Origin of the sequence: Halomonas dongshanensis, assembly GCF_024790395.1 — a bacterium.
Taxonomy (GTDB): Bacteria; Pseudomonadota; Gammaproteobacteria; order Pseudomonadales; family Halomonadaceae; genus Vreelandella; species Vreelandella dongshanensis.
Genome location: NZ_JAJISC010000001.1, coordinates 652,808 through 672,503, shown reverse-complemented (window position 1 = coordinate 672,503; position 19,696 = coordinate 652,808). Strand labels below are relative to the sequence as shown.

The following is a 19,696-nucleotide window of genomic DNA, read 5'->3' as shown; positions in this document are numbered from 1 at the left end:
TGGCGGATGGGGTGGCACATGGTGTCCTGGTTTTTACGCCTTGAGCAGGTGCTGAATCGGCTGGCATTGGCGGTAGCGATCGTGATGTTGATCGTGTCGGTGTCACTGGGGTTCTATCAAGTGCTTACGCGGTTTCTCTTCAACGCGCCGTCGACCTGGTCGGAGACGCTGTCGCGCGCAACGATGATCTGGTGCGTGTTCATGGCCGCTGCGGCCACCTTTCGCGGCGGCTTCATGATGGCGGTGGAAGTCATCTACAAGCTAGTCCCCAAACGCGCCCTGCTGGCGCTGGAGTGGTTTATCGGGCTCTGCTGTCTGCTGGTACTGGCGGTACTGCTGATCTACGGCATCCAGATGACCCAGCGCGTCAGTAGCCAGATGCTCTCCGCGCTGGAGGTATCCATGGCCTGGGCCTACGCGGCCATTCCCGTAGGCAGCGCCTTCGCCATACTGGCGGTGATCGCCCGGCTACTCGCTCAGAGCGTTGGTCTCGAATCATTGGGGCCGGTTCACGATGAGGCCATCGACTCGAGTAGCGCTCACCCCGCGCGGCCCGCGTCTCACGATGAGGCTCGCCCATGAACCTTGCCATCGGACTGTCGCTTCTGATCCTGTTCGCCACCGGTGTGCCGATCGCGATCTCGATCATGCTGGCCTCGATCATCGGTATCGAGTTCTTCTCGCGTTTTCCTTTGGTCATGGTGCCCCAGCAGCTGTTCGTAGGGCTCGACAACTTCCCACTGATGGCCATTCCCTTCTTTATCTTGGCGGGTAACCTGATGGCCGCCGGCGGTATCTCCAATCGGCTGGTCGATCTGGCCAAGTCGATCGTGGGCGGCGTGCAGGGCGGTCTAGCCATGACCTGCGTGCTCACCTGCATGATGTTCGCCGCCGTGTCCGGCTCGAGTGTAGCGACCACCTTCGCCATCGGGGCGATACTGATTCCCGCCATGGTGCGTCACGGCTACCCCAAGCCCCTGGCCGCCTCCATTCAGGCGTCATCCGCGGAGCTTGGAGTGCTGATTCCGCCCTCCATTCCCTTGATCCTGTTCGGGGTGAGTACCAACACGTCCATCGGCCAGCTGTTCATCGCGGGTATCGGTCCTGGCGTGTTGATCGGGCTGGCGCTGTTGGTGTTTTTGTACGTGTTCTGCAAGCTACGCGGCTTCGGCCTTCAAGATAGTCAGAACCGCACGAGCTTCGTGACCTCCTTTCAGCGTGCCTGGGCGGCCATGCTGATGCCGGTGGTGGTGATCGGGGGCATCTACGGCGGCGTTTTCACCCCGACCGAAGCCTCGGCGGTGGCGGTGTTCTACGCTCTGGTGGTCGGTGCTTGCTACCGTGAACTCAAGCTCGCCGATCTGGTGCCGGTCTTGCGCCAAAGCGTCATCTCGACGGCCGCGGTCATGTTGATCATTTCAGCGGCAGCACTATTCAGTTTTCTGATCAGCCGCTCGGGGCTTCCCGCTCACGTGGCCACGTGGGTAACGGCCATGTTCGAAAGCCCCTGGGCGTTTTTACTCGCGGTCAACGCGCTGCTGCTCGTGGTCGGCATGTTCATTGAAACCGGAGCCGCCATTCTGGTGTTAGCGCCGATTCTTACCCCGATCGCGATTCAGTTCGGCGTTCATCCGGTCCATTTCGGGTTGATCATGGTGGTCAATTTGGCCCTTGGAATGATCACCCCGCCGCTGGGGGTAAATTTGTTCGCCGCCTGCGCGGTGGCCAGAATCTCCATCGACCAGATGCTGCCCTGGCTTTTGCGGTTCGTGCTGGTGGTGCTGGCGTGTCTGATGGCGATTACCTATATGCCCTGGATTTCAATGGGCCTTGTGAACCTGCTTTACGGCTAAGGAGCTTTTCAATGGATGTGGCCGAATTTCCACCTCAAGCGGCGCTGATTGGTAATCAATGGATCGATACCGGCGCCACCCTGGAGGTCGAGGCGCCCGCCCGCGCCGAAACCGTTACGCGGATCGCCCGCTGCGGCGCCGATCACGTGGACGAGGCGGTCGCCACTGCCAGGCACGCGTTTACCGGCGAGCTGGGCGAGTGGGCGCGCTGGAGCGCGCGCCAGCGAAGCGCCTGGCTTTACGCCTTTGCCGAGGCCATCGAAACGCACCATGAAAACCTGTCCGCGCTGGAGTGCCTGGATACCGGCAAGCCGCTGACCCAGGCACGTGCGGACATCAAGGCGTGCGCGCACTACTTTCGCTTCTACGCTGGCGGCGCCGATAAGCTTCACGGTGAAACCCTGCCTTTTGAGGAGGGTTACACCGTGTTGACCCTGCGCGAGCCCTACGGCGTGTGTGCGCAGATCACTCCCTGGAACTACCCGGCGCAGATCTTCGGCCGCTGTGTGGCCGCGGCGCTAGCCACGGGCAATACCGTGGTGCTCAAACCCGCCGAGGACGCCTGCCTGAGCGTGCTGAGCCTGGCGAAGCTCGCCGTCGAAAGCGGTTTACCGCCCGGCGTACTCAACGTGGTGCCGGGGCTTGGCCACGAAGCGGGTGCGGCGCTGGCCGCGCATCCGGCCATCGATCATCTTTCGTTCACCGGTTCGCCGGAAACCGGCACCCAGGTGGCCCAGGCGGCGGCCGAGCATCACGTACCCGTGACCCTGGAGCTGGGCGGCAAGTCGCCGCAAATCGTGTTCGACGACGCTGACCTTGAGAGCGCGTTTGATGCGGTCGTGCGCGGCATCATCCAGAATGCGGGGCAAACCTGCTCGGCGGGCAGCCGCCTGCTGGTGCAGCGAGGCGTGTCGGAAACCTTTATCGAGCGCCTTGCCGAGCGCTTTTCGGCGCTTCGCTGCGCGCCAGGCGAAGAGGACGCCGACTGCGGCCCCTTGATCAATGCGCGCCAGAAAGCTCGACTCGATGAGCGGCTAGCCCGGGCCAAAGCCGACGGCATTCGCGTGGCGGCCAAGGGCCAGCTCGATGAACGCGCCTCGCCTGCAGGCCACTTCGTCGTGCCGCATCTTCTCACCGAGATTCCCGATGGCCACACCGTGTTGCGCGAGGAGCTTTTCGGCCCGGTACTGGCGGTGCAGATCTTCGATGATGAAGCGCAAGCGCAGCACTTGGCCAACGCCACCGATTTTGGTCTCTGCGCCGGTATCTGGACCCGGGATGGCGGCCGTCAGCTGAGACTTGCCAGGGGCATTCGCAGCGGCCAGGTCTTCGTCAACAACTACGGCGCCGGCGGTGGGGTCGAACTGCCCTTCGGCGGCGTGGGGCGCTCGGGCTTCGGGCGGGAAAAGGGGTTCGAGGGGCTTCGTAGCTATACACGCATCAAGACCGTTGCACTTCGCCACGGCTAAGGCCTGCGTAAAGTGGTGCAGCCCGACTTTAAAAGACACAGGAATATTGTCCATGAATGACACCGTTGGATCGGATCAGCACATTGGTATCGTGGGCGTCGGCTTGATGGGCCACGGCATTGCCAACAACATTCTCAAGGCCGGCTACTCGCTGGCCTTTCTCGACCATCCGGGCAACCAGCCAGTGGAGGATCTGCTGGCTGCGGGCGCAGTGTCGTGCGCCAGCGCCCGCGAGGTGGCCGAAAAAGCGCAGATCGTCGTGCTCTGCGTGACCGGCTCCCCCCAGGTGGAAGCCGTATTGTTCGAACCGGAAGGCGTGTTGGAAGGTCTTGTACCTGGCGCCATCGTAATCGACTGCTCGACGTCGCTACCAAGCTCTACAGCAAGCGTTGCCGCCCGCGTCGAGCAAGCGGGCGCGCATCTGGTCGACGCCGCCATGACGCGCACGCCCAAGGAGGCCGAGCAGGGGCGGCTGAACCTCATCGTCGGCGCCTCGAGCGAGCATTTCGACCGTCTGCGACCGCTTTTTGAAAGCTTTGCCGAGGTCATCACCCATGCCGGCCCGGTCGGTGCCGGCCATACCCTGAAACTGCTGCACAACTACGTGTCACTTGGCTTTTCCGCCGTACTGGCCGAGGCCACCGCAGCGTCACGCCGCGCCGGTATCGACGATCACGTCCTGCTGGAAGTATTGAGCAAGGGCGGCGGAGGCGGCGTGGTACTGGAGCGGCTACGCCCGTTCATCGAATCGGGAGATGCCAGCGGGTTTCGTTTCAGCGTGGCGAACGCCCACAAGGATCTTGGCTACTACCACGCCATGACTGACGAGTTGGAAACATCCAGGGGCATTGCCAGCGCCGTGGCTTCGCTTTATGCCGGTGTCGAGGATCAGACTATGGCGGTTCCCGAACTGATCGGCCTACTCGAAACGCGCAGCTACTAAGCCCGCCATTTCCCTATAGCGCCTCTTTACCCACAACATATCAGCACTTATGTTGAACATGACCAAAAGAAGTACGTGCCTTCAATGCCATCCCGGGTTACTACCGGATCTTTCAATAAACGCCAATAAGGACAAATGACAATGCGGCTGATTCAGTACGTCGAACAAGACCACCTGCGGGTAGCCGAAGTAGAGGATGCCCAACGCGTTCGGGGCGTCGATATCGAAGGCGGCACCTACGCCCTGGCGCGAGCCGCCATCGCGGAAGGAACCTCGCTCGAGCAAGCCGTTCGGTCACGCCGAAGCGAGCGCCGACTCGATTACCAGCGTTTGGTGGACGAACGGCGGCTGTTACCGCCCTTGACGCACCCGGACCCGGCCCACTGCCTGGTCACCGGCACCGGCCTGACTCACCTGGGCAGTGCCGACACGCGCTCGGCCATGCATGCCAAGACTCAAGCGAGCGAAGACGAACTCACCGACTCCATGCGTATGTTCAAGCTCGGCGTCGAGGGAGGCAAGCCTGAAGACGGCCAGCAGGGCGCCCAGCCCGAGTGGTTCTACAAGGGCGACGGTCAATGCGTCGTCGCGCCCGAGCACCCCATTGCCTCGCCTTTCTTCGCAGAAGACGCCGGTGAGGAGCCCGAGCTTGCCGGTCTTTATATCATCGATGACGACGGGCAACCCCGGCGCATCGGCTACGCGTTGGGTAACGAGTTTTCTGATCACGTCACCGAACGCTTCAACTACCTGTGGCTGGCGCACTCGAAGCTGCGGGCCTGCAGTTTCGGCCCCGAAATGCTGGTGGGGGAGCTGCCGGAACACCTCGAGGGCGTCAGCCGCATCGTTCGCGATGGCAACACCCTCTGGGAAAAACCTTTTTTGACCGGCGAAGCCAATATGGCCCATAGCCTGGCCAATCTCGAGCATCACCACTTCAAGTATGCCGGCTTTCGTCGCCCGGGCGACGTACACGTGCATTTTTTCGGAACGGCGACGTTGAGCTTTGCCGACGATATTAAGACTCAAGCGGGCGATCGTTTCGAAATCAGTATTCCGGCCTTCGGTAAGGCGCTACGCAACCCGTTGGAGCAGGAGACAAAAGAGCCACCGATCGGTGTACGCCCTCTTTGACGAAAATCTGGCGATGTGTAACGTCGTTTTATAAAGCAAAGCGCCGCGAATCATTCATTTGCGGCGCTTTGGGTTCGGGTGGATTTACAAGGAAGCGGAAGCGTTTTTTTCCCGGTAGTGGCGATACGCCTTGATCAGCAGCGGCGAGCACCACAAGAGAATTACGGCAACCCCGAGCCCGACGCTGATCGGCCTGGCGAAAAAGCTCGTCAGATCACCGCCGGTGCGCAGCATGGCGCTCATGAAGTTGTTCTCCACCACCTTTCCCAGCACCAACCCCAGAATGGCCGGCGCCATGGGGAAGTCGTTCACCGCCAGCAGATACGCCACCAGACCCACGATCAACATCAGCCAGATATCCACCACGCTGTTGTTGATAGCGAAGGCGCCCACGATACAAAAGCACAGGATGACCGGCATGAGGATGCGGCTAGGGGTGAGGATGAAGAGCTTCGAGAGGCGAATGGCCGCGTAGCCGACCGGCAGCATCATCAGATTGGCGACGATGAATACCAGAAACAGCGCGTAAATCATGCCCGTGCTGTCCATGAAGATAGTGGGCCCCGGGTTCATTCCCTTCATATAGAGCACGCCGATCACGATCGCGGTGATCGAATCACCGGGGATACCGAACACCAGCGCGGGCACCCAGGCGCCGCTGATCCCAGAGTTGTTGGCGGAGCTGGCGTCGACGATCCCCTCGACGTTGCCGGTGCCGTACATCTGCTTCTCTTTCGAGCGCCCTTTGCCGACCCCGTAGGAGATCCAGGCGGCGATATCCGCGCCAGCCCCAGGCAGTGCGCCGATCAGCGTACCGATGGAGCTTCCGCGTACCATGTTGCGCCAGTAGCGCTTCAAGTGATTGGGCACCAGACGAAAGACGCTGTCGCTATCGTCGATGCCGATGTTCTTCTTTTCCGAACGTGAGCCGTAGTAGCTGATCAGTTCGTTGAGTGCGAACATGCCGATCATCACCGGAATGAAATTGATCCCGGCCATCAGGTCCGGCACGCCGAAGGTAAAGCGCGGCGCACCGCTCATCATGTCGAGTCCGACGGTCGACAGCAGTACGCCGAACAAAAGCGACAGAAATGCCTTGATACGCGAGCCAATGGAAATGAAGATCGAGCAGCTCAAGCCCAACACCGCCAACCAGAAGTACTCGAAGGCGCTGAACTGAAGCGCCACTTCCGCCAGCGACTGCGCCACCACGATCAGGATGATAGTGCCGAAGATTCCGCCGAACACCGAGCATACCAGGTTGATGCCCAGCGCCTCCCTTGCCCGACCCTTTTTGGCCAGCGCGTGGGACTCCCCGACGTAGGCGGCGGAAGCCGGCGTGCCCGGAATATTGAGGTAGGTACCCGGAATATCGCCGGCGAAAATCGCCATCGCCGAGGTGGTCACGATCGCGGCGATGGCCGGAATCGTATCCATGTAAAAGGTCAAGGGCACCAGCAGCGCCACCGCCATGGTCGCCGTCAGCCCCGGTACGGCGCCGACGAAGATACCGAACAGCGAGGCGAGGAAGATGACCATCAATGTTTCGACATTGAGCACCAGGCTCATACCATTGATCAGAATATCCATGGCAGCCCCCCTTCGAACAGCGCGCCTTGCGGTAGCGGAATGAGCAAGTAACGCGAGAAGACGAAGTAGATCGAAAGCGCCACCAGCGTCGAGGCGGCCAGCGCGATCAGCGGCGCGGTTTTGCGCACCAACATGAGAGTGAGCATGATCAGCGCCATGGTGAGCGCCGCGCCCAGGTAGTCGCTGGCGACGATGTAGAAGAGCACGGCCAGCGGCGGCAGCACCATGGTCCACCGCATTTTCTGTGCGACGGGAGGCGGCTCATCATCCGCCCCGCGCGCCAGCGCAAGTTGTCGCCTCGCCAGTAGCGCGTTGACAGCCAGTGCCGCCCCACCGAGACAAAATCCCCCTCCTACGATGGAGGGGAACAGTGATGGCCCATACTGCAGGCTGGGCAGGGTGGGAAACTGCTGGGCTGTAATGATGGTGGCGACGCCGGCAGCAAAGAACGCCAGCCCGGCAAACAAATCCCGCATGCGGTCTCCTTAGTTGGCCAGGCCAACCTGCTCGACGATCTCACCCAACACGCCGTCCATCTCCTGCATCATCTGGCCGAACGCCTCGGCGTCACGCCACTCGGTGCCAAAGCCGCGCTGGGACATGAAATCCTGGTAAGTGTCGCTTTGGTAGGCAGCCTCCAGTGCGGCTTCGAGCGTGGCCACGACCTCTTCATCCATACCCTGGGGGCCGACGATGCCGCGCCACGCGCCGACCTGGTAGGTGCTGTCCACCAGCTCACGCGTGGTGGGGATATCGGGAAAGGCCGCGAGCCGCTCCGGCGCCATGACCGCCAGGCTTTTCACCCGACCGGCCTCGATCATCGATCGCGCTTCGGGCACCGATGTCGACACCGCTTGGATACCGCCGGAGGCCAGCTCCGTCATCGCCGGCGCCGAGCCTTCGCTGGGAATCCACACGATCTGATCGACGGGAATATCCTGATCCAGCAAAAACCCGGTGAAGGCGAGATGCCAGATGCCGCCCTGCCCGGTGCCCGAAGTCGTGAAGCCGCCCTGAGGGGCGCTACGAATCGCTTCGAGCAGATCGCCCAGGTTCTCGTAGGGTGAGTCGGCGGCCACCTGAATGCCGGGCGGGTCGTAGTTGATCTGGCCGATCGGCGTGAAGTCTTCATGAGTGAGATCCGTCAGGCCCAGCCAGTGCATGGTGTTCACTTCCACGGTGGCCAGCCCCAGCGTATAGCCATCGGGTGCCGCGTTGATCATCGCGGTGTGGCCGACCACGCCGCTGCCGCCGGTACGGTTGACCACGTTGACGTTCTGCCCCAGCTCCTCTTCCAGGGCGCGTGCGATGGTGCGCGCGGTGGCGTCGGTGCCGCCCCCCGCCGCCCAGGGCACGATCAAGGTAAGCGGCCGCTCCGGATAATCCGCCTGAGCCGAAGTTGCCAGCAGCGCCGTCAGTACCACCGAAGAGCACAGCGCCTTGCGTCCAATGGTGAGCTTTTTCATTGCGAACTCCTGTACCGTCTTGTTGTTGATGATTGTGGGTATGAGTATCAATAGGTTCTCGAGGGGCGCTCGGCGGGCCGCTCCTTGTACAAGCCAATAGTGGAAAGCGCACCCTGACGCATCAGGCTGATGTCGATGCCGACGGCGATAAACTGGCAGCCCAGCGACTGGTAGCGCCGCGCATCCTCTTCCATGGGCGCCAGAATGCCCACCGGCTTGCCCGCCGCCTTCACCGTCTCGATCACTTTGCGAATCGCGGTCTGCACCTCCGGGTGGCTCGGGTTTCCCGGGTACCCCATGCCCACCGAGAGATCCGCCGGGCCGACGAACACCGCATCCACGCCCTCGGTCGCGGCGATTGCTTCGACCTGCTCGACGCCCTTGGGCGACTCGACCTGAACGATCAGGCAAAGCGAGTCGGCGGCCTTGTTCAGGTAGTCGTCCACGCCATCCCAGCGCGTGGCGCGCACCACGCCACCCCCGACCCCACGAATACCGTGAGGCGGGTAACGGGTCGCGCGAACCAGCGCCGCTGCCTGCTCGGCGCTTTCGACCATGGGCACCATCAGCGTCTGCGTGCCGATATCCAGAAGCTGCTTGATCAGCGCCGGGTCGTGGTTGACGCAGCGCACTACCGGCGCCGTCGGATAGGCGGCGACGGCCTGCAGCTGGGCAAGAATGGTGGGCAGCGTATTGGGTGCATGCTCGCCATCGATCAGCAGCCAGTCGAAGCCGGTACCGGCAATGATTTCCGTGGCGTAGCCGCTGGCAAAGCCGGCCCAGCACCCCCAGAGAGGGGCATAGGTTTCCAGCGCACGCTTGAAGGTGTTCGTGGGTATTTGCATGTCAGTGCTCCTCACTCGGCCGTCGGCCGTTCGATCAGTTGGCGAGCCCAACCTGCTCGACGATATCGCCGAACACGCCGTCCATCTCTTGCATCAACTGGCCAAACGCCTCGGCGTCGCGCCACTCGGTCCCGAAGCCCTGCTGTTGCATGAACTCCTGGTAGGTATCGCTTTGGTAGGCGGCTTCGAGCGCGGCCTCGAGGGTCGCGACGATTTCCGGATCCATGCCCTTGGGTCCGGCGATACCACGCCACTCACCCACCTGGTAGTCGCTGCCGATCAGCTCCTGAGTGGTGGGGATATCGGGAAAGCTCGGGATGCGCTGCGGTGACATGACCGCGAAGCTCTTGACGCGGCCCGCCTCGATCATCGAACGCGCCTCGGGTACCGAACTGGGGACGATATCGATACCGCCAGAGACCAGCTCGGTCATCGCCGGTGCCGCGCCTTCACTGGGAATCCACGTCACCTGATCCGCGTCGATCCCCTGATCCATCAAGAAACCGGCGAACGCTAGGTGCCACACGCCGCCCTGACCGGTGCCCGAGGCGGTAAAGGTACCCTTGGGCTCGGTGCGGATCGCCTCGAGCAGCTCCTCGAGCGTTCCATAGGGGGAGTCGGCGGCGACCTGAATGCCTGGAAAGTCGTAGTTGATCTGAGCGATCGGAGTGAAGTCCTCGAACGTCAGATTGGTCAGCCCCTGCCAGTGCATCATATTGACCTCACCGGTCGCCAAACCAATGGTATAGCCATCCGGGCGGGCATTGATCATGGCGGTATGGCCGACCACGCCGCTGCCGCCGGTGCGATTGACCACGTTGACGTTCTGACCAAGTTCCTCTTCCAAGGCGCGTGCGATGGTGCGCGCCGTGGCATCGGTGCCGCCCCCAGCGGCCCAGGGGACGATCAGCGTCAGGGGCCGCTCCGGATAGTCCGCGAGCACCGAGCCGGAAGCCGCCGCCATGGCGACAGCGAGCGAGGAAGCGATCAGTACGCTCAAGGGACGGTTTGGCGTTGTCATGGCAGGTATCCTTTTCGATGAAGTTGGCGCTGTTGTGATTGTTGTGTGAAACGGCTGGGCCCTACCTCGCGCCTTGCAAAGCGTGCGGCGCGATCGAAAATGCTGTCTAGAAAGCGTCTTCCAGCATGCGTTGAAAGTCCTCTTTCGAGGGTGTGCGAGGATTGGTGGCCGTGGAGTGATCTTCCAGCGCCCATTGGGCGACATCGCTGAAGTGATATTTCTCGACTCCCATCGCTTCCAGGCCTTTAGGCATCCCCAACCGCGCGTTGAGCGCTTCGAAAGCGACGGCCAGATCCTCTTCGGGCGCAAGGCCCATCGCCTGCTTGAGACGCTCGAATTTCTCCTCGCAGGAAGGCTGGTTGAAGCGCAGCACAGTGGGCATCAGCACGGCGTTGAGCGTGCCGTGGTGAAGTTTCAATTCGTGCAGCCCGCCGAGTGCATGCGACAGGGAGTGCACGGCGCCAAGCCCTTTCTGGAACGCCATCGCGCCCTCCAGTGCCGCCATCATCATTTCGCTTCTCGCACTCAGCCGTTCGCCTTGCTCGACCGCCTCGACCAGGTGCGCGCTGGCACGTGTGAGACCATCCAAAGCGATAGCGTCGGCCGGCGGATTCGCTTTAGGACTCAGGAAGGTTTCCACACAGTGGGCGATGGCATCCATGCCGGTGGCCGCGGTCAACGTCGGCGGCAAGTCGAGCGTCAATCGCGGGTCGCAGATCGCAACATCGGGAATGAGATGAGGGGAGAGAAACCCGAGCTTGCGGCAATCGTTCATGGTGATCAGCGACGCCCGACCGACTTCGCTACCGGTGCCCGCCGTGGTGGGGATGGCAATTAACGGAAGAACACTGTCGGTGATTTTCGAAGCGCCGCCTTCGATCGCGGCATACTGACGAAGCGGCGCCGGATGACGAGCCAGCAGCGCCACCGCTTTGGCCAGGTCGATGCTCGATCCACCGCCCACGGCGATGAGACCATCGCACCGATGTTCGTTCAGAAAGGTCAATGCTTGGTCGACAGCCGCCTCCGTGGGGTTGGAAGGCGTATCCTCGAATACGCAGACTGCCTCTTCTAACCGAGCCGCGGCGATGACGTCGTCGATGAGTCCGGTGGCAACTAGCCCCTTGTCCGTGACGAACAAAGGCCGCGTGATATCGAGCACCGCCAACTCACCGGGCAGTTCGGCAACCGCCCCTTCACCGAAATGTATTTTGGTCAAATAGTTGATGATAAAGGACATTTTAATTTCTCATTGTTTTTATGAATGTACAGACCATCTGACTTTAAGGTGTCATACAGTAATACCCAACAGCAACCACTTCTTTGGTTCAATGAGAAGAGGTATACGCGTCAGCAAGTATAAAAAGACAAGCTAGAAAGAAACGAACATTGCATTCAATGATCATTATATTGAACGATAGTCTAATCGACGCTTAGGGAGGGCTTGTTAGAGTGCATGAACAATAAACGCCGCCACAGGCCTCGGCCTGGAAGCGGAACAAAAGCGAGAGGCCGTCATGAACCTTATCAACTCACCGACCGTGATCATTCATCTCAACTCGCGGGACAATGTGGGCGTTGCCTCGAAAGCGGTACCTCGAGGCATTCCGATCGATAAGGATGGAACCCCAGCCCGAGAAAATATCGATGCGGGACACAAAGTGGCGCTCGCCCCCATCAAAAAGGGTGAGGCGATTTATAAGTACGGTCAGCTCATCGGCATCGCCGCGCGAGCCATCCGCCCCGGCGAGCACGTGCATACCCATAATATCGACATGGTCGAGGTCGACTCTTCACTCGGGCGCTTCCAACCTCATGCTCAAACCGAAGTGGTCGGTCGAACGAGAACCTTTCAAGGCTTCGAGCGACACGATAAAAGCGTCGGTACACGCAACTACATCGGCATTCTCTCGACGGTAAACTGCTCGGCCACGGTGGCCAGGGCCGCCGCCGATGAGCTGAATCAGTCAGATGAGCTGACCCGGATGGGGTTCGACGGTGTGGTTCCCATCACGCACGGCTCCGGCTGCGCCATGAACACGGAATCCGAAGGGTTCGCTTTTCTCGAACGCGTGGTGGCGGGCTACGCTCAGCATCCCAATTTCGCTTTCGTACTTCTGATCGGCCTTGGCTGTGAAACGAACCAAGTCAAAGCGCTGGTACAAAACCAGGGGCTGGAGAATGTTTCTCGCCTTGCCTACTTCAACATTCAGGACGCTGGCGGTACGCGCAGCAGTATCAAGACCGCCTGCGCGCAGGTGATGCGTCTTGCCGAGGAACACAAGGGCGCAAAACGCACGCCCGTATCGCTAGAGCATCTGGTCGTGGCGCTTCAATGCGGCGGATCGGACGGTTATTCCGGCATTACGGCCAATCCGGCACTAGGCCACGCCGCAGATCTCATCGTGGCCAACAGGGGCAGTGTCATTCTGGCTGAAACGCCCGAAATCTACGGCGCCGAAAACCTTCTGATCGAGCGATCGATCGATGAAAACGTCGCGCAGAAACTGCTTGACCGTATCCGCTGGTGGAAACACTACACCGAGATCAATGGAGCCGAACTCAATAACAACCCCTCTCCGGGCAACAAGGCGGGAGGACTATCGACGATACTCGAAAAGTCGCTGGGCGCCGTTGCCAAAAGCGGCACGTCGAGTCTCAACGATGTCCTGCTCTACGCTGAGAAAAGGGTTAGACCTGGCTTCAACTTCATGGATAGCCCAGGCTACGATCCAGTGTCCGTGACCGGGCAAATCGCCTCGGGGTCGAACGTCGTCTGCTTTACCACCGGCCGGGGATCGGTTTCCGGGTTCAAGCCCGCGCCTTGTCTCAAGCTTGCGACCAACACCACCATGTATGAAAAAATGCAGGAAGACATGGACATCAACTGCGGCGTGATCGTCGATGGAACCGACAGCGTGGAGCGTGTGGGCGAAAGGATCTTCGAGCGGATCATTGCCATCGCCTCTGGGGATATGAGCGCCAGCGAGTCGCTCGGGTACGGCAACAACGAGTTCGTTCCGTGGATGGTCGGCGCCGTCACTTGAACGATTGAACAGAGTCACTGATCCGTCATGTCGCAAACGCTTCGGGAACAGCTTTATATTGCGCTCAAGAAAAGCATTCTCGATCAACGTCTGGAAGAGGGCCTCGTGCTACTAGAGGGCCATATCGCCACGTTGTTCGGCATCAGCCGCTCGCCGGTACGCCAAACGTTGAGCCAACTGTGCGAGGAGCGCCTGATATGCCGCTTCGAAGGGCGTGGCTATCTGGTAGGCGCCTCGCCCGGCGAACCGGTGCGACGTACGCTCTCAGCCGTCGACGTCCGGCCGCCGGGCCATCAGGCGCCAAAAGTCGATCGCACACTCTCCTGGCGAGCGCATCTTGATGGCGTCGAACACGCGGTCGTCCTTTGCTCGATCAAGGGCGCGTTCGAACTCAACGAGGTCCATCTGGCCAAGTCACTGAGCGTCAGCCGCACGGTGACCCATCAACTGCTGTTTCATCTGCACTCTCTTGGGCTGGTCGAGAAGATCAAATACAGCAGCTGGCGCATCGTACCGCTGGATGACCAGCGCCTGCACAACCTCTATGCGGCTCGGCGTCAGCTCGAGCCTTACATGATCGCCCAGGCGGCGCGTCGGCTGCCCCGAGAAGCACTCGACACCTACATCGCAAGGCTCGAGCGCGCCGCCGAGGATTACCCTCATATCTCCGGCGCACTGCTCGATGAGCTGGAAAACGATCTTCATCATACCGCCGTCAGTTGGGGGGCCAATGCGGAGATCATGAATATGCTGCAACGCACCCACCCAACTCTGCTTATTAGCAAGCATCTTTTGGGCCGCGTTCTCGACTTCCCCGATCAGGATCCTTTTTTTGAAGAGCACCTTCAGGTGTTCGAAAGCCTACGCCAAGCGGCCCCCGAGAAAGCACACCGGGCGCTAACCTCGCACCTCACAAGCTCGGAATCCAAGGTACTCGAACGTTTGACCAATTTCCGTAAGGCGGGCGATATCGATATCCCCGCCTACCTTCGCTGAGATCGGGGAACCGTTAGGCTCACCCCGAGAATGGAGCGTATAACAATGATGACATCGCGCAGGATTGGCTTTATCGGCACAGGCCTCATGGGCGCCCCCATGGCGAGGCGCCTAGCAGAAGCTGGTCACCGAGTGAGCGTCTGGAACCGAACGCCGGAAAAGGCAGAAAAGCTCGTGCCGCTGGGGGTGAGTATCGAACGAACACCACAGGCTGCCGTGGCTCAGTGCGAGATCGTGATCGTCATGCTCAGTTCGGGGCCGGTTTGCGATGCGCTCCTACTCGAGGACTGCCTACTAGATGCCATGGCGCGTGAGTCCACTCTGATCGTGATGAGTTCGATACCGGTCGAGACCGCCCAGCGCCAGGCCGATGAAGCCGCCAGGCGAGGTATTCGCTACCTGGACGCGCCAGTGTCTGGCGGCGAGCAAGGCGCGATCGACGGTACGCTTGCGATCATGGTCGGCGGAGACGCCACTCACTTCGACGGGGTGGCACCAGTACTGCGCCTGCTTGGTCGGCCGAGCCATATCGGCCCGGCTGGCAGCGGCGAGCTCGCTAAGCTTGCCAATCAGATGATCGTCGCCAACAGCATCGCCACCGTCGCGGAAGCCATCTTGCTTGCCGAGCGCGGTGGCGCCGACCCCAAGCGAATGCTTAAAGCGTTGGAAGGCGGCTTCGCCGACTCGACCGTTCTACGTCTTCACGGCCAGCGCATGGTAAGCGAGAACTTCACTCCCGGCGGGCCAGCCAAGTGGCAGTTCAAGGATACACAAACCGCCATGGCGCTTGCCCGAGCGCTTGAGCTGTCGCTGCCAGTCTCATCGCTGGTCGATTCACTTTTTGAGGAGTTGATCAAAAGTGGCGGCGGCGACCTGGACCATAGCGCTCTCATCCAGCAGCTTCGTCGCCACAATGGTCGCCATAACGAAGAGCGCCAGAACGCTTGAACACACACTCGACAATACGGAGAACAACGATAATGACCGATCACTACGATAAGCACTATCACTCGTCATTTGCTGCACAAGGGATATCCGCTGACGGTCATGGCGCACCGCAACCGTGAGCCACTCGAGGCGCTATGTCGCGACGGCGCCGAGGAGGCTAAAACCCCGGCCGACATGGCCGCTCAGAGCGATATCGTATTCATTTGCGTTAAGACCTCCGAACAGGTGAGCGATATCATTCAACGCTCAGATGGCCTGCTGGCCAGCGCACAAACTCAAGCTGATCAACATTGGGAGCGGCGACGCTGGCGGCCGAGGCGGCCAGCATGGCAAACGCTCTGGGCGTCTTTCAGCAAAAGCTGCTGGAGATCTGCTCCCAGGGCGGCGCCAACAGCGCCATGCTGGCCCCGGTCATAGAGTGGGTGCTGGAGCGCGAATGCACGAAGCTCAAGTTCAGCCTCGGCAACGCCGAAAAGGATATGAGGTACCTGACCGAGACCCTGGCCACTTATCAAGCGCGCTCGGCGATGCTGCCGCCGCTTTGCGAGTTTCTCTCCCGTGCGAAAAAGGACCAGGGTGAAGATAGCTTCGTGCCCACCGCCTACGATACCTGCGTCAAGAAGTGAGCCGCCGGCGCCGCCTGACTACTCGATGAACGCCTCGGTCGTCTCGCGGTAGCCGTACAAGAACGCATCGGCGACATGGCGCAGCGGGGCGATATCGACCGCGCTGCGCCCGGCCCCGATCAGCTCGGCGAAGTGATCATACAGGCCGCGATACTCCTGCTCTTCCTCGTCCAGAATCACCTCGCCGTCGATCGCAAGCTTGCAGCCGCCCTGGGTCAAACTCAGGGAGTGATCGTCGCTTTCGACGTGAATGTCCCAGGTCTGCGCGCCGGTCTGGCGAAAGTCGAAGTCGGCGGCGATCGCTGCCCCTTGGGCATCGACGAAGCTTAGCTTCGCCGCGATGGGTGCCTGCACGTTTTCGGGCATCCACAGTTTGGCCTTTTGCAGAAAAAACGGCGCGGGCAGTATCGCCGTGGCAATCGAAAGCGCGTTGATGCCCGGGTCGAAAACGCCCATGCCGCCGGGCTGCCAAATCCATGCCTGCCCCGGATGCCAGACCCGCACGTCCTCTTTCCACTCGATATGGACCTGGTCGATACGACGGTTCGCAAGCCAGGCTTTTGCTTGGGCAACGCCCGGAGCATACCGCGAGTGCCAGGCGGCGAACAGGGTCACCTGTTGCTGGCTTGCCAGTTCGATTAGAGCCTCCACCTCGCTCAGCGTCGCCCCCGGGGGCTTTTCCAGCAGCACGTGACGACCGCGCGAGAGCGCGGCCCGCGCCGTCTCGAAGCGTAGCGCGGTCGGCGTACAGATCGATACCGCCTCGATATCCGGGTGGGCGTCGAGCATGGCGTGCATCTCCGTAAAGGCCGGCACATCGTCGAGCGACGCGTAGGGGTCTGCGGTGGCGGCCAGGCGGAAAGCCGGTGTCTGCCGGATGGCCGGCAGGTGCTGGTCGCGAACAATCTTGCCGGCACCGATCAGGCCGAGCTTCAAGCTGGACATTCGCTTGCCTCCTTTCACGTATAGGGTGGATCGAAACCGGCGCTTACTCGTCGAAAGTGTCCGGCGGTGATGTCGGAAGCTCGACGCTTCGCCCCAGCGAGGTAGCGCTATATTCGAGCCCCAGCGCAGCGCCGGTTCCCGCCAGAACGGCTTCGGCCGCCTTGAAGGCCTCGCGAGGCCGACGCAAGCGGATGCTTTCCATCAAAACGCGATGACGCTCCAGGCTCTCTTCGGAGTCCATCGCGAGCCGGTTGGACATGGATACCGTCATGAAGATGGAGGGACGCAAAATATGCGAAAGCTGCGCCCACACGATGTTGTGCGTTGCCTTGAAAATCGCTTCGTGAAAAGCGATATCGCATTCGCTGTGAAGCCGGCGCTCGTCTTCTTCAGCCGCATTACTCAAGTTCTGCCCCATACCTTCGAAAGCATCCTCGATCGCGAGCAGGTCGCGCGCCGTGGCACGCTTGGCAGCAGTCATGGCAACGTAGGGCTCGACATCCAGACGAAAGGCGAGGATTTCTTTCAGGATGAGAGGGTTTGGCGAGGCGTAACGCGTGAGCCATGCCGTCACCTGGGGGTCGAGAATGCGCCACTCGGCGTATTCGCGCACCCTGGATCCATGCCCTGAAATGCGCTCGAGAATGCCCGCCTCCACCAACTGACGCAGATCGCTGCGCACCGCCGAGCGGTTGATCGCAAACTGTTCGCACAGGTCGATTTCGCGGGGCACCATATCCCCTGGGCGGTAGCGCCCGCCGAAAATGTCTTTGACAAGATACTCATCGATACGGGGACGAGGCGATGCCTTGCTGGATGTCGCAGCCACTGAAAAAAATCCTGTTTGATTGACGGCTCATCATAGCGTACATGGCCCGGCGCGACCGCTTCGCTCAGTGGTTGTCGCGCGGCATGTGCTGGCGCGCCACGTCACGGTAACCGGTCGCTGGTGCAAGCGTCATGCCCCGATCAAGTGGCTCCACCATGCTGCGCTGGATCTCCTGCCACGGGGTCTGATGGCCCGGATAGCGGTACCCGCCCCGATCCGCCAGGCGCGTTCGCCGATCCTCCAGCTCACCGGAATCGATGAGCAGTTGCACTTCGCCACGCTTGAGATCGACCCGCAGCCGATCCCCGCTTTCGAGCAGCGCCAGCGCACCGCCGGTCGCCGCCTCGGGCGAGGCGTTGAGAATCGAAGGCGAGCCGGAGGTACCCGATTGTCGCCCATCCCCCAAACAAGGCAGTGACTCGATACCTCGTTGAATGAGCGCCGCCGGCGGCTGCATGTTGACCACTTCGGCACCGCCTGGATGCCCGACCGGCCCCGCACCGCGCATGACCAGAATCGTGCGTGCGTCGATTGCAAGCGCCGGATCATCGATACGGGCGTGGTAATCCTCCGAGCCGTCGAAGACCACGACCTTGCCCTCGAAGGCGTCGGGGTCGTTTGGGTCACTGAGAAAACGCTCGCGAAAGTCGCGCGAAATTACGCTGGTCTTCATCAGCGCCGAATCGAACAGATTGCCCTTGAGATTGAGAAATCCCGCGTGCGCTACCAGCGGATCGGCGTAGCGGTGAATGACCTCTTCGTCCTCGATGGTGACACCTTCGAGCGTCTCGCCAAGCGTGTGGCCACTCACCGTGAGCGCATCAATATGGAGCTTTCCTGCATCGCGCAGCTCATTGAGCACCGCAGGGACACCGCCGGCGCGGTAAAACTCTTCGCACAAAAAAGCGCCTGCGGGCATTACGTTGGCTAGCAGAGGGATCTCGTGACCCAGCCGCTGCCAGTCGTCGTTGTCGAGCTCGACTCCGGCGTGGCGAGCGATGGCATTGACGTGAATCGGCGCGTTGGATGAACCGCCCAAGGCCGAGCAGGCAACGATCGCGTTTTCGAACGCCGGGCGGGTCAGGATATCCAGCGGGCGCAAATCCTCCCAGACCATATCGACGATGCGCTCGCCAGTGGCGTAGGCCACCATTGCGCGCTCCTTGTAGGGCGCGGGAATCACTGAGGAGCCCGGCAAACTCATGCCCAGAACCTCCGCCATAGCGTTCATGGTCGAGGCGGTGCCCATGGTGTTGCAGTGGCCGATCGATGGCGCCGATTCGCTGACGCGCGACAGGAACTCCGGGTAGTCGATATCGCCGGCGGCCAAACGTTTTCGCAGCTCCCAGATGATCGTTCCCGACCCCACTCGCTCGCGCCCGCGCCAGCCGTTGAGCATTGGCCCGCCGGAAAGCACGATGGCGGGAATATTGACCGTGGCCGCCGCCATCAGCGCCGCCGGCGTGGTCTTGTCGCAGCCGGTGGTCAGCACCACGCCGTCCAGCGGGTAGCCGTGAAGCACCTCGACGATGCCCAGGTAGGCGAGGTTGCGATCCAGCGCCGCGGTCGGGCGGCGCACGTTTTCATGGATCGGATGCATGGGAAACTCGAACGGTACCCCCCCGCTTGCGCGGATACCGTCCTTGACCCGCTTGACTAGCTCGATGTGGTGGCGGTTACAGGGCGTCAGATCCGAACCGGATTGGCAGATACCGATGATGGGCTTGCCGCTCGCCAACTCGTCCAGCGTAATGCCGTAGTTGAGATAGCGCTCGATACACAGCGCCGTTGTACCCGGATGATCGGAATTATCGAACCAGTAGCGCGAGCGTAGCTGGTCTGGCGCAAGACGACGGGAGTTGACCATGGCAACGTTCCATACAGGATGAACAGAATATCTTGCGATGACGTTACGCGTACCCGTCAAGCTCGTCGATACATACAAAAGTATATGTTGAACATACTCAGAAAACGTATGACATTG

The 19,696-nt window shown here is 61.1% G+C and carries 19 protein-coding genes; 10 read left to right on the top strand and 9 right to left on the bottom strand.

Annotated features, from left to right (window positions below; translation table 11 throughout):
* The first annotated feature begins 18 nt into the window (after window positions 1–18).
* The 5 genes from LLY24_RS03095 to araD1 all read left to right on the top strand — a co-directional run bounded on the left by LLY24_RS03095 (window position 19) and on the right by araD1 (window position 5,399).
* The gene (locus tag LLY24_RS03095) at window positions 19–582 is read left to right on the top strand and encodes a TRAP transporter small permease (protein ID WP_259034792.1); all 564 of its coding nucleotides are present in this window, start codon (window positions 19–21) and stop codon (window positions 580–582) included.
* Window positions 579–1,853 (top strand): TRAP transporter large permease, encoded by a 1,275-nt coding sequence (locus tag LLY24_RS03090; protein WP_259034791.1) that lies wholly within the window; start codon window positions 579–581, stop codon window positions 1,851–1,853. The genes LLY24_RS03095 and LLY24_RS03090 overlap by 4 nt, the downstream gene beginning before the upstream one ends.
* A gap of 11 nt (window positions 1,854–1,864) precedes the next feature.
* On the top strand, window positions 1,865–3,322 hold the full coding sequence (locus LLY24_RS03085; RefSeq protein WP_259034790.1) for an aldehyde dehydrogenase family protein: 1,458 nt from the start codon (window positions 1,865–1,867) through the stop codon (window positions 3,320–3,322).
* 52 nt (window positions 3,323–3,374) lie between these two features.
* On the top strand, window positions 3,375–4,265 hold the full coding sequence (locus LLY24_RS03080) for an NAD(P)-dependent oxidoreductase (protein ID WP_259034789.1): 891 nt from the start codon (window positions 3,375–3,377) through the stop codon (window positions 4,263–4,265).
* Between the two features lie 141 nt (window positions 4,266–4,406).
* The gene (gene araD1, locus LLY24_RS03075; protein WP_259034788.1) at window positions 4,407–5,399 is read left to right on the top strand and encodes an AraD1 family protein; all 993 of its coding nucleotides are present in this window, start codon (window positions 4,407–4,409) and stop codon (window positions 5,397–5,399) included.
* An 84-nt stretch (window positions 5,400–5,483) separates the two neighbouring features.
* On the opposite strand, the gene LLY24_RS03070 is transcribed toward araD1, so the two are convergent.
* The 6 genes from LLY24_RS03070 to LLY24_RS03045 all read right to left on the bottom strand — a co-directional run bounded on the left by LLY24_RS03070 (window position 5,484) and on the right by LLY24_RS03045 (window position 11,561).
* The gene (locus LLY24_RS03070) at window positions 5,484–6,989 is read right to left on the bottom strand and encodes a tripartite tricarboxylate transporter permease (RefSeq protein WP_259034787.1); all 1,506 of its coding nucleotides are present in this window, start codon (window positions 6,987–6,989) and stop codon (window positions 5,484–5,486) included.
* Window positions 6,977–7,465, bottom strand: a complete 489-nt coding sequence (locus LLY24_RS03065; RefSeq protein ID WP_259034786.1) for a tripartite tricarboxylate transporter TctB family protein — start codon at window positions 7,463–7,465, stop codon at window positions 6,977–6,979. Before LLY24_RS03065 ends, LLY24_RS03070 begins: the two co-directional genes overlap by 13 nt.
* Window positions 7,466–7,474: 9 nt before the next feature.
* Window positions 7,475–8,455: a tripartite tricarboxylate transporter substrate binding protein gene (locus LLY24_RS03060; RefSeq protein ID WP_259034785.1), complete on the bottom strand. Its 981-nt coding sequence runs from the start codon at window positions 8,453–8,455 to the stop codon at window positions 7,475–7,477.
* Window positions 8,456–8,502: 47 nt separating this feature from the next.
* Window positions 8,503–9,300: an HpcH/HpaI aldolase family protein gene (locus tag LLY24_RS03055; protein WP_259034784.1), complete on the bottom strand. Its 798-nt coding sequence runs from the start codon at window positions 9,298–9,300 to the stop codon at window positions 8,503–8,505.
* A gap of 34 nt (window positions 9,301–9,334) precedes the next feature.
* Window positions 9,335–10,321, bottom strand: coding sequence for a tripartite tricarboxylate transporter substrate binding protein (locus LLY24_RS03050; RefSeq protein WP_427854528.1), 987 nt, complete (start codon window positions 10,319–10,321; stop codon window positions 9,335–9,337).
* 106 nt (window positions 10,322–10,427) lie between these two features.
* Window positions 10,428–11,561: an iron-containing alcohol dehydrogenase gene (locus LLY24_RS03045; protein WP_259034783.1), complete on the bottom strand. Its 1,134-nt coding sequence runs from the start codon at window positions 11,559–11,561 to the stop codon at window positions 10,428–10,430.
* Between the two features lie 277 nt (window positions 11,562–11,838).
* Between LLY24_RS03045 and LLY24_RS03040 the strand changes: the two genes are divergently transcribed.
* The 5 genes from LLY24_RS03040 (at window position 11,839) to LLY24_RS03020 (ending at window position 15,938) form a co-directional block, all read left to right on the top strand.
* A complete protein-coding gene (locus LLY24_RS03040) occupies window positions 11,839–13,368 on the top strand; it encodes a UxaA family hydrolase (RefSeq protein ID WP_259034782.1) in 1,530 nt (509 codons plus the stop codon).
* Between the two features lie 27 nt (window positions 13,369–13,395).
* Window positions 13,396–14,364, top strand: a complete 969-nt coding sequence (locus LLY24_RS03035; RefSeq protein WP_259034781.1) for a GntR family transcriptional regulator — start codon at window positions 13,396–13,398, stop codon at window positions 14,362–14,364.
* Window positions 14,365–14,409: 45 nt separating this feature from the next.
* Window positions 14,410–15,312, top strand: coding sequence for an NAD(P)-dependent oxidoreductase (locus LLY24_RS03030; protein WP_259034780.1), 903 nt, complete (start codon window positions 14,410–14,412; stop codon window positions 15,310–15,312).
* Window positions 15,313–15,411: 99 nt separating this feature from the next.
* Window positions 15,412–15,729 carry an NAD(P)-binding domain-containing protein gene (locus tag LLY24_RS03025; protein WP_259034779.1) on the top strand — a complete coding sequence of 106 codons (318 nt, stop codon included), beginning with the start codon at window positions 15,412–15,414 and terminating at the stop codon, window positions 15,727–15,729.
* Window positions 15,639–15,938 carry a hypothetical protein gene (locus LLY24_RS03020; protein ID WP_259034778.1) on the top strand — a complete coding sequence of 100 codons (300 nt, stop codon included), beginning with the start codon at window positions 15,639–15,641 and terminating at the stop codon, window positions 15,936–15,938. Before LLY24_RS03025 ends, LLY24_RS03020 begins: the two co-directional genes overlap by 91 nt.
* Before the next feature lie 18 nt (window positions 15,939–15,956).
* Here the strand turns inward: LLY24_RS03020 and LLY24_RS03015 are convergent, their stop codons facing one another.
* The 3 genes from LLY24_RS03015 to LLY24_RS03005 all read right to left on the bottom strand — a co-directional run bounded on the left by LLY24_RS03015 (window position 15,957) and on the right by LLY24_RS03005 (window position 19,579).
* The gene (locus LLY24_RS03015; RefSeq protein WP_259034777.1) at window positions 15,957–16,883 is read right to left on the bottom strand and encodes a Gfo/Idh/MocA family protein; all 927 of its coding nucleotides are present in this window, start codon (window positions 16,881–16,883) and stop codon (window positions 15,957–15,959) included.
* A gap of 43 nt (window positions 16,884–16,926) precedes the next feature.
* Complete coding sequence (locus tag LLY24_RS03010) at window positions 16,927–17,712, bottom strand: FadR/GntR family transcriptional regulator (protein ID WP_259034776.1); 786 nt, start codon at window positions 17,710–17,712, stop codon at window positions 16,927–16,929.
* Between the two features lie 64 nt (window positions 17,713–17,776).
* Window positions 17,777–19,579 carry an IlvD/Edd family dehydratase gene (locus tag LLY24_RS03005; RefSeq protein ID WP_259034775.1) on the bottom strand — a complete coding sequence of 601 codons (1,803 nt, stop codon included), beginning with the start codon at window positions 19,577–19,579 and terminating at the stop codon, window positions 17,777–17,779.
* Window positions 19,580–19,696 lie beyond the last annotated feature (117 nt).

Bases quoted from the DNA above. Each gene is read 5' to 3' on its own strand.
- LLY24_RS03025 (WP_259034779.1), top strand. From the start codon at position 15,412: ATGGCGCACCGCAACCGTGAGCCACTCGAGGCGCTATGTCGCGACGGC.
- LLY24_RS03015 (WP_259034777.1), bottom strand. From the start codon at position 16,883: ATGTCCAGCTTGAAGCTCGGCCTGATCGGTGCCGGCAAGATTGTTCGC.
- LLY24_RS03085 (WP_259034790.1), top strand. From the start codon at position 1,865: ATGGATGTGGCCGAATTTCCACCTCAAGCGGCGCTGATTGGTAATCAA.
- LLY24_RS03030 (WP_259034780.1), top strand. From the start codon at position 14,410: ATGATGACATCGCGCAGGATTGGCTTTATCGGCACAGGCCTCATGGGC.
- LLY24_RS03090 (WP_259034791.1), top strand. From the start codon at position 579: ATGAACCTTGCCATCGGACTGTCGCTTCTGATCCTGTTCGCCACCGGT.
- LLY24_RS03070 (WP_259034787.1), bottom strand. From the start codon at position 6,989: ATGGATATTCTGATCAATGGTATGAGCCTGGTGCTCAATGTCGAAACA.
- LLY24_RS03020 (WP_259034778.1), top strand. From the start codon at position 15,639: ATGGCAAACGCTCTGGGCGTCTTTCAGCAAAAGCTGCTGGAGATCTGC.
- LLY24_RS03095 (WP_259034792.1), top strand. From the start codon at position 19: ATGGTGTCCTGGTTTTTACGCCTTGAGCAGGTGCTGAATCGGCTGGCA.
- LLY24_RS03080 (WP_259034789.1), top strand. From the start codon at position 3,375: ATGAATGACACCGTTGGATCGGATCAGCACATTGGTATCGTGGGCGTC.
- LLY24_RS03040 (WP_259034782.1), top strand. From the start codon at position 11,839: ATGAACCTTATCAACTCACCGACCGTGATCATTCATCTCAACTCGCGG.
- LLY24_RS03035 (WP_259034781.1), top strand. From the start codon at position 13,396: ATGTCGCAAACGCTTCGGGAACAGCTTTATATTGCGCTCAAGAAAAGC.
- LLY24_RS03060 (WP_259034785.1), bottom strand. From the start codon at position 8,455: ATGAAAAAGCTCACCATTGGACGCAAGGCGCTGTGCTCTTCGGTGGTA.
- LLY24_RS03050 (WP_427854528.1), bottom strand. From the start codon at position 10,321: ATGACAACGCCAAACCGTCCCTTGAGCGTACTGATCGCTTCCTCGCTC.
- LLY24_RS03065 (WP_259034786.1), bottom strand. From the start codon at position 7,465: ATGCGGGATTTGTTTGCCGGGCTGGCGTTCTTTGCTGCCGGCGTCGCC.
- LLY24_RS03005 (WP_259034775.1), bottom strand. From the start codon at position 19,579: ATGGTCAACTCCCGTCGTCTTGCGCCAGACCAGCTACGCTCGCGCTAC.
- araD1 (WP_259034788.1), top strand. From the start codon at position 4,407: ATGCGGCTGATTCAGTACGTCGAACAAGACCACCTGCGGGTAGCCGAA.
- LLY24_RS03055 (WP_259034784.1), bottom strand. From the start codon at position 9,300: ATGCAAATACCCACGAACACCTTCAAGCGTGCGCTGGAAACCTATGCC.
- LLY24_RS03045 (WP_259034783.1), bottom strand. From the start codon at position 11,561: ATGTCCTTTATCATCAACTATTTGACCAAAATACATTTCGGTGAAGGG.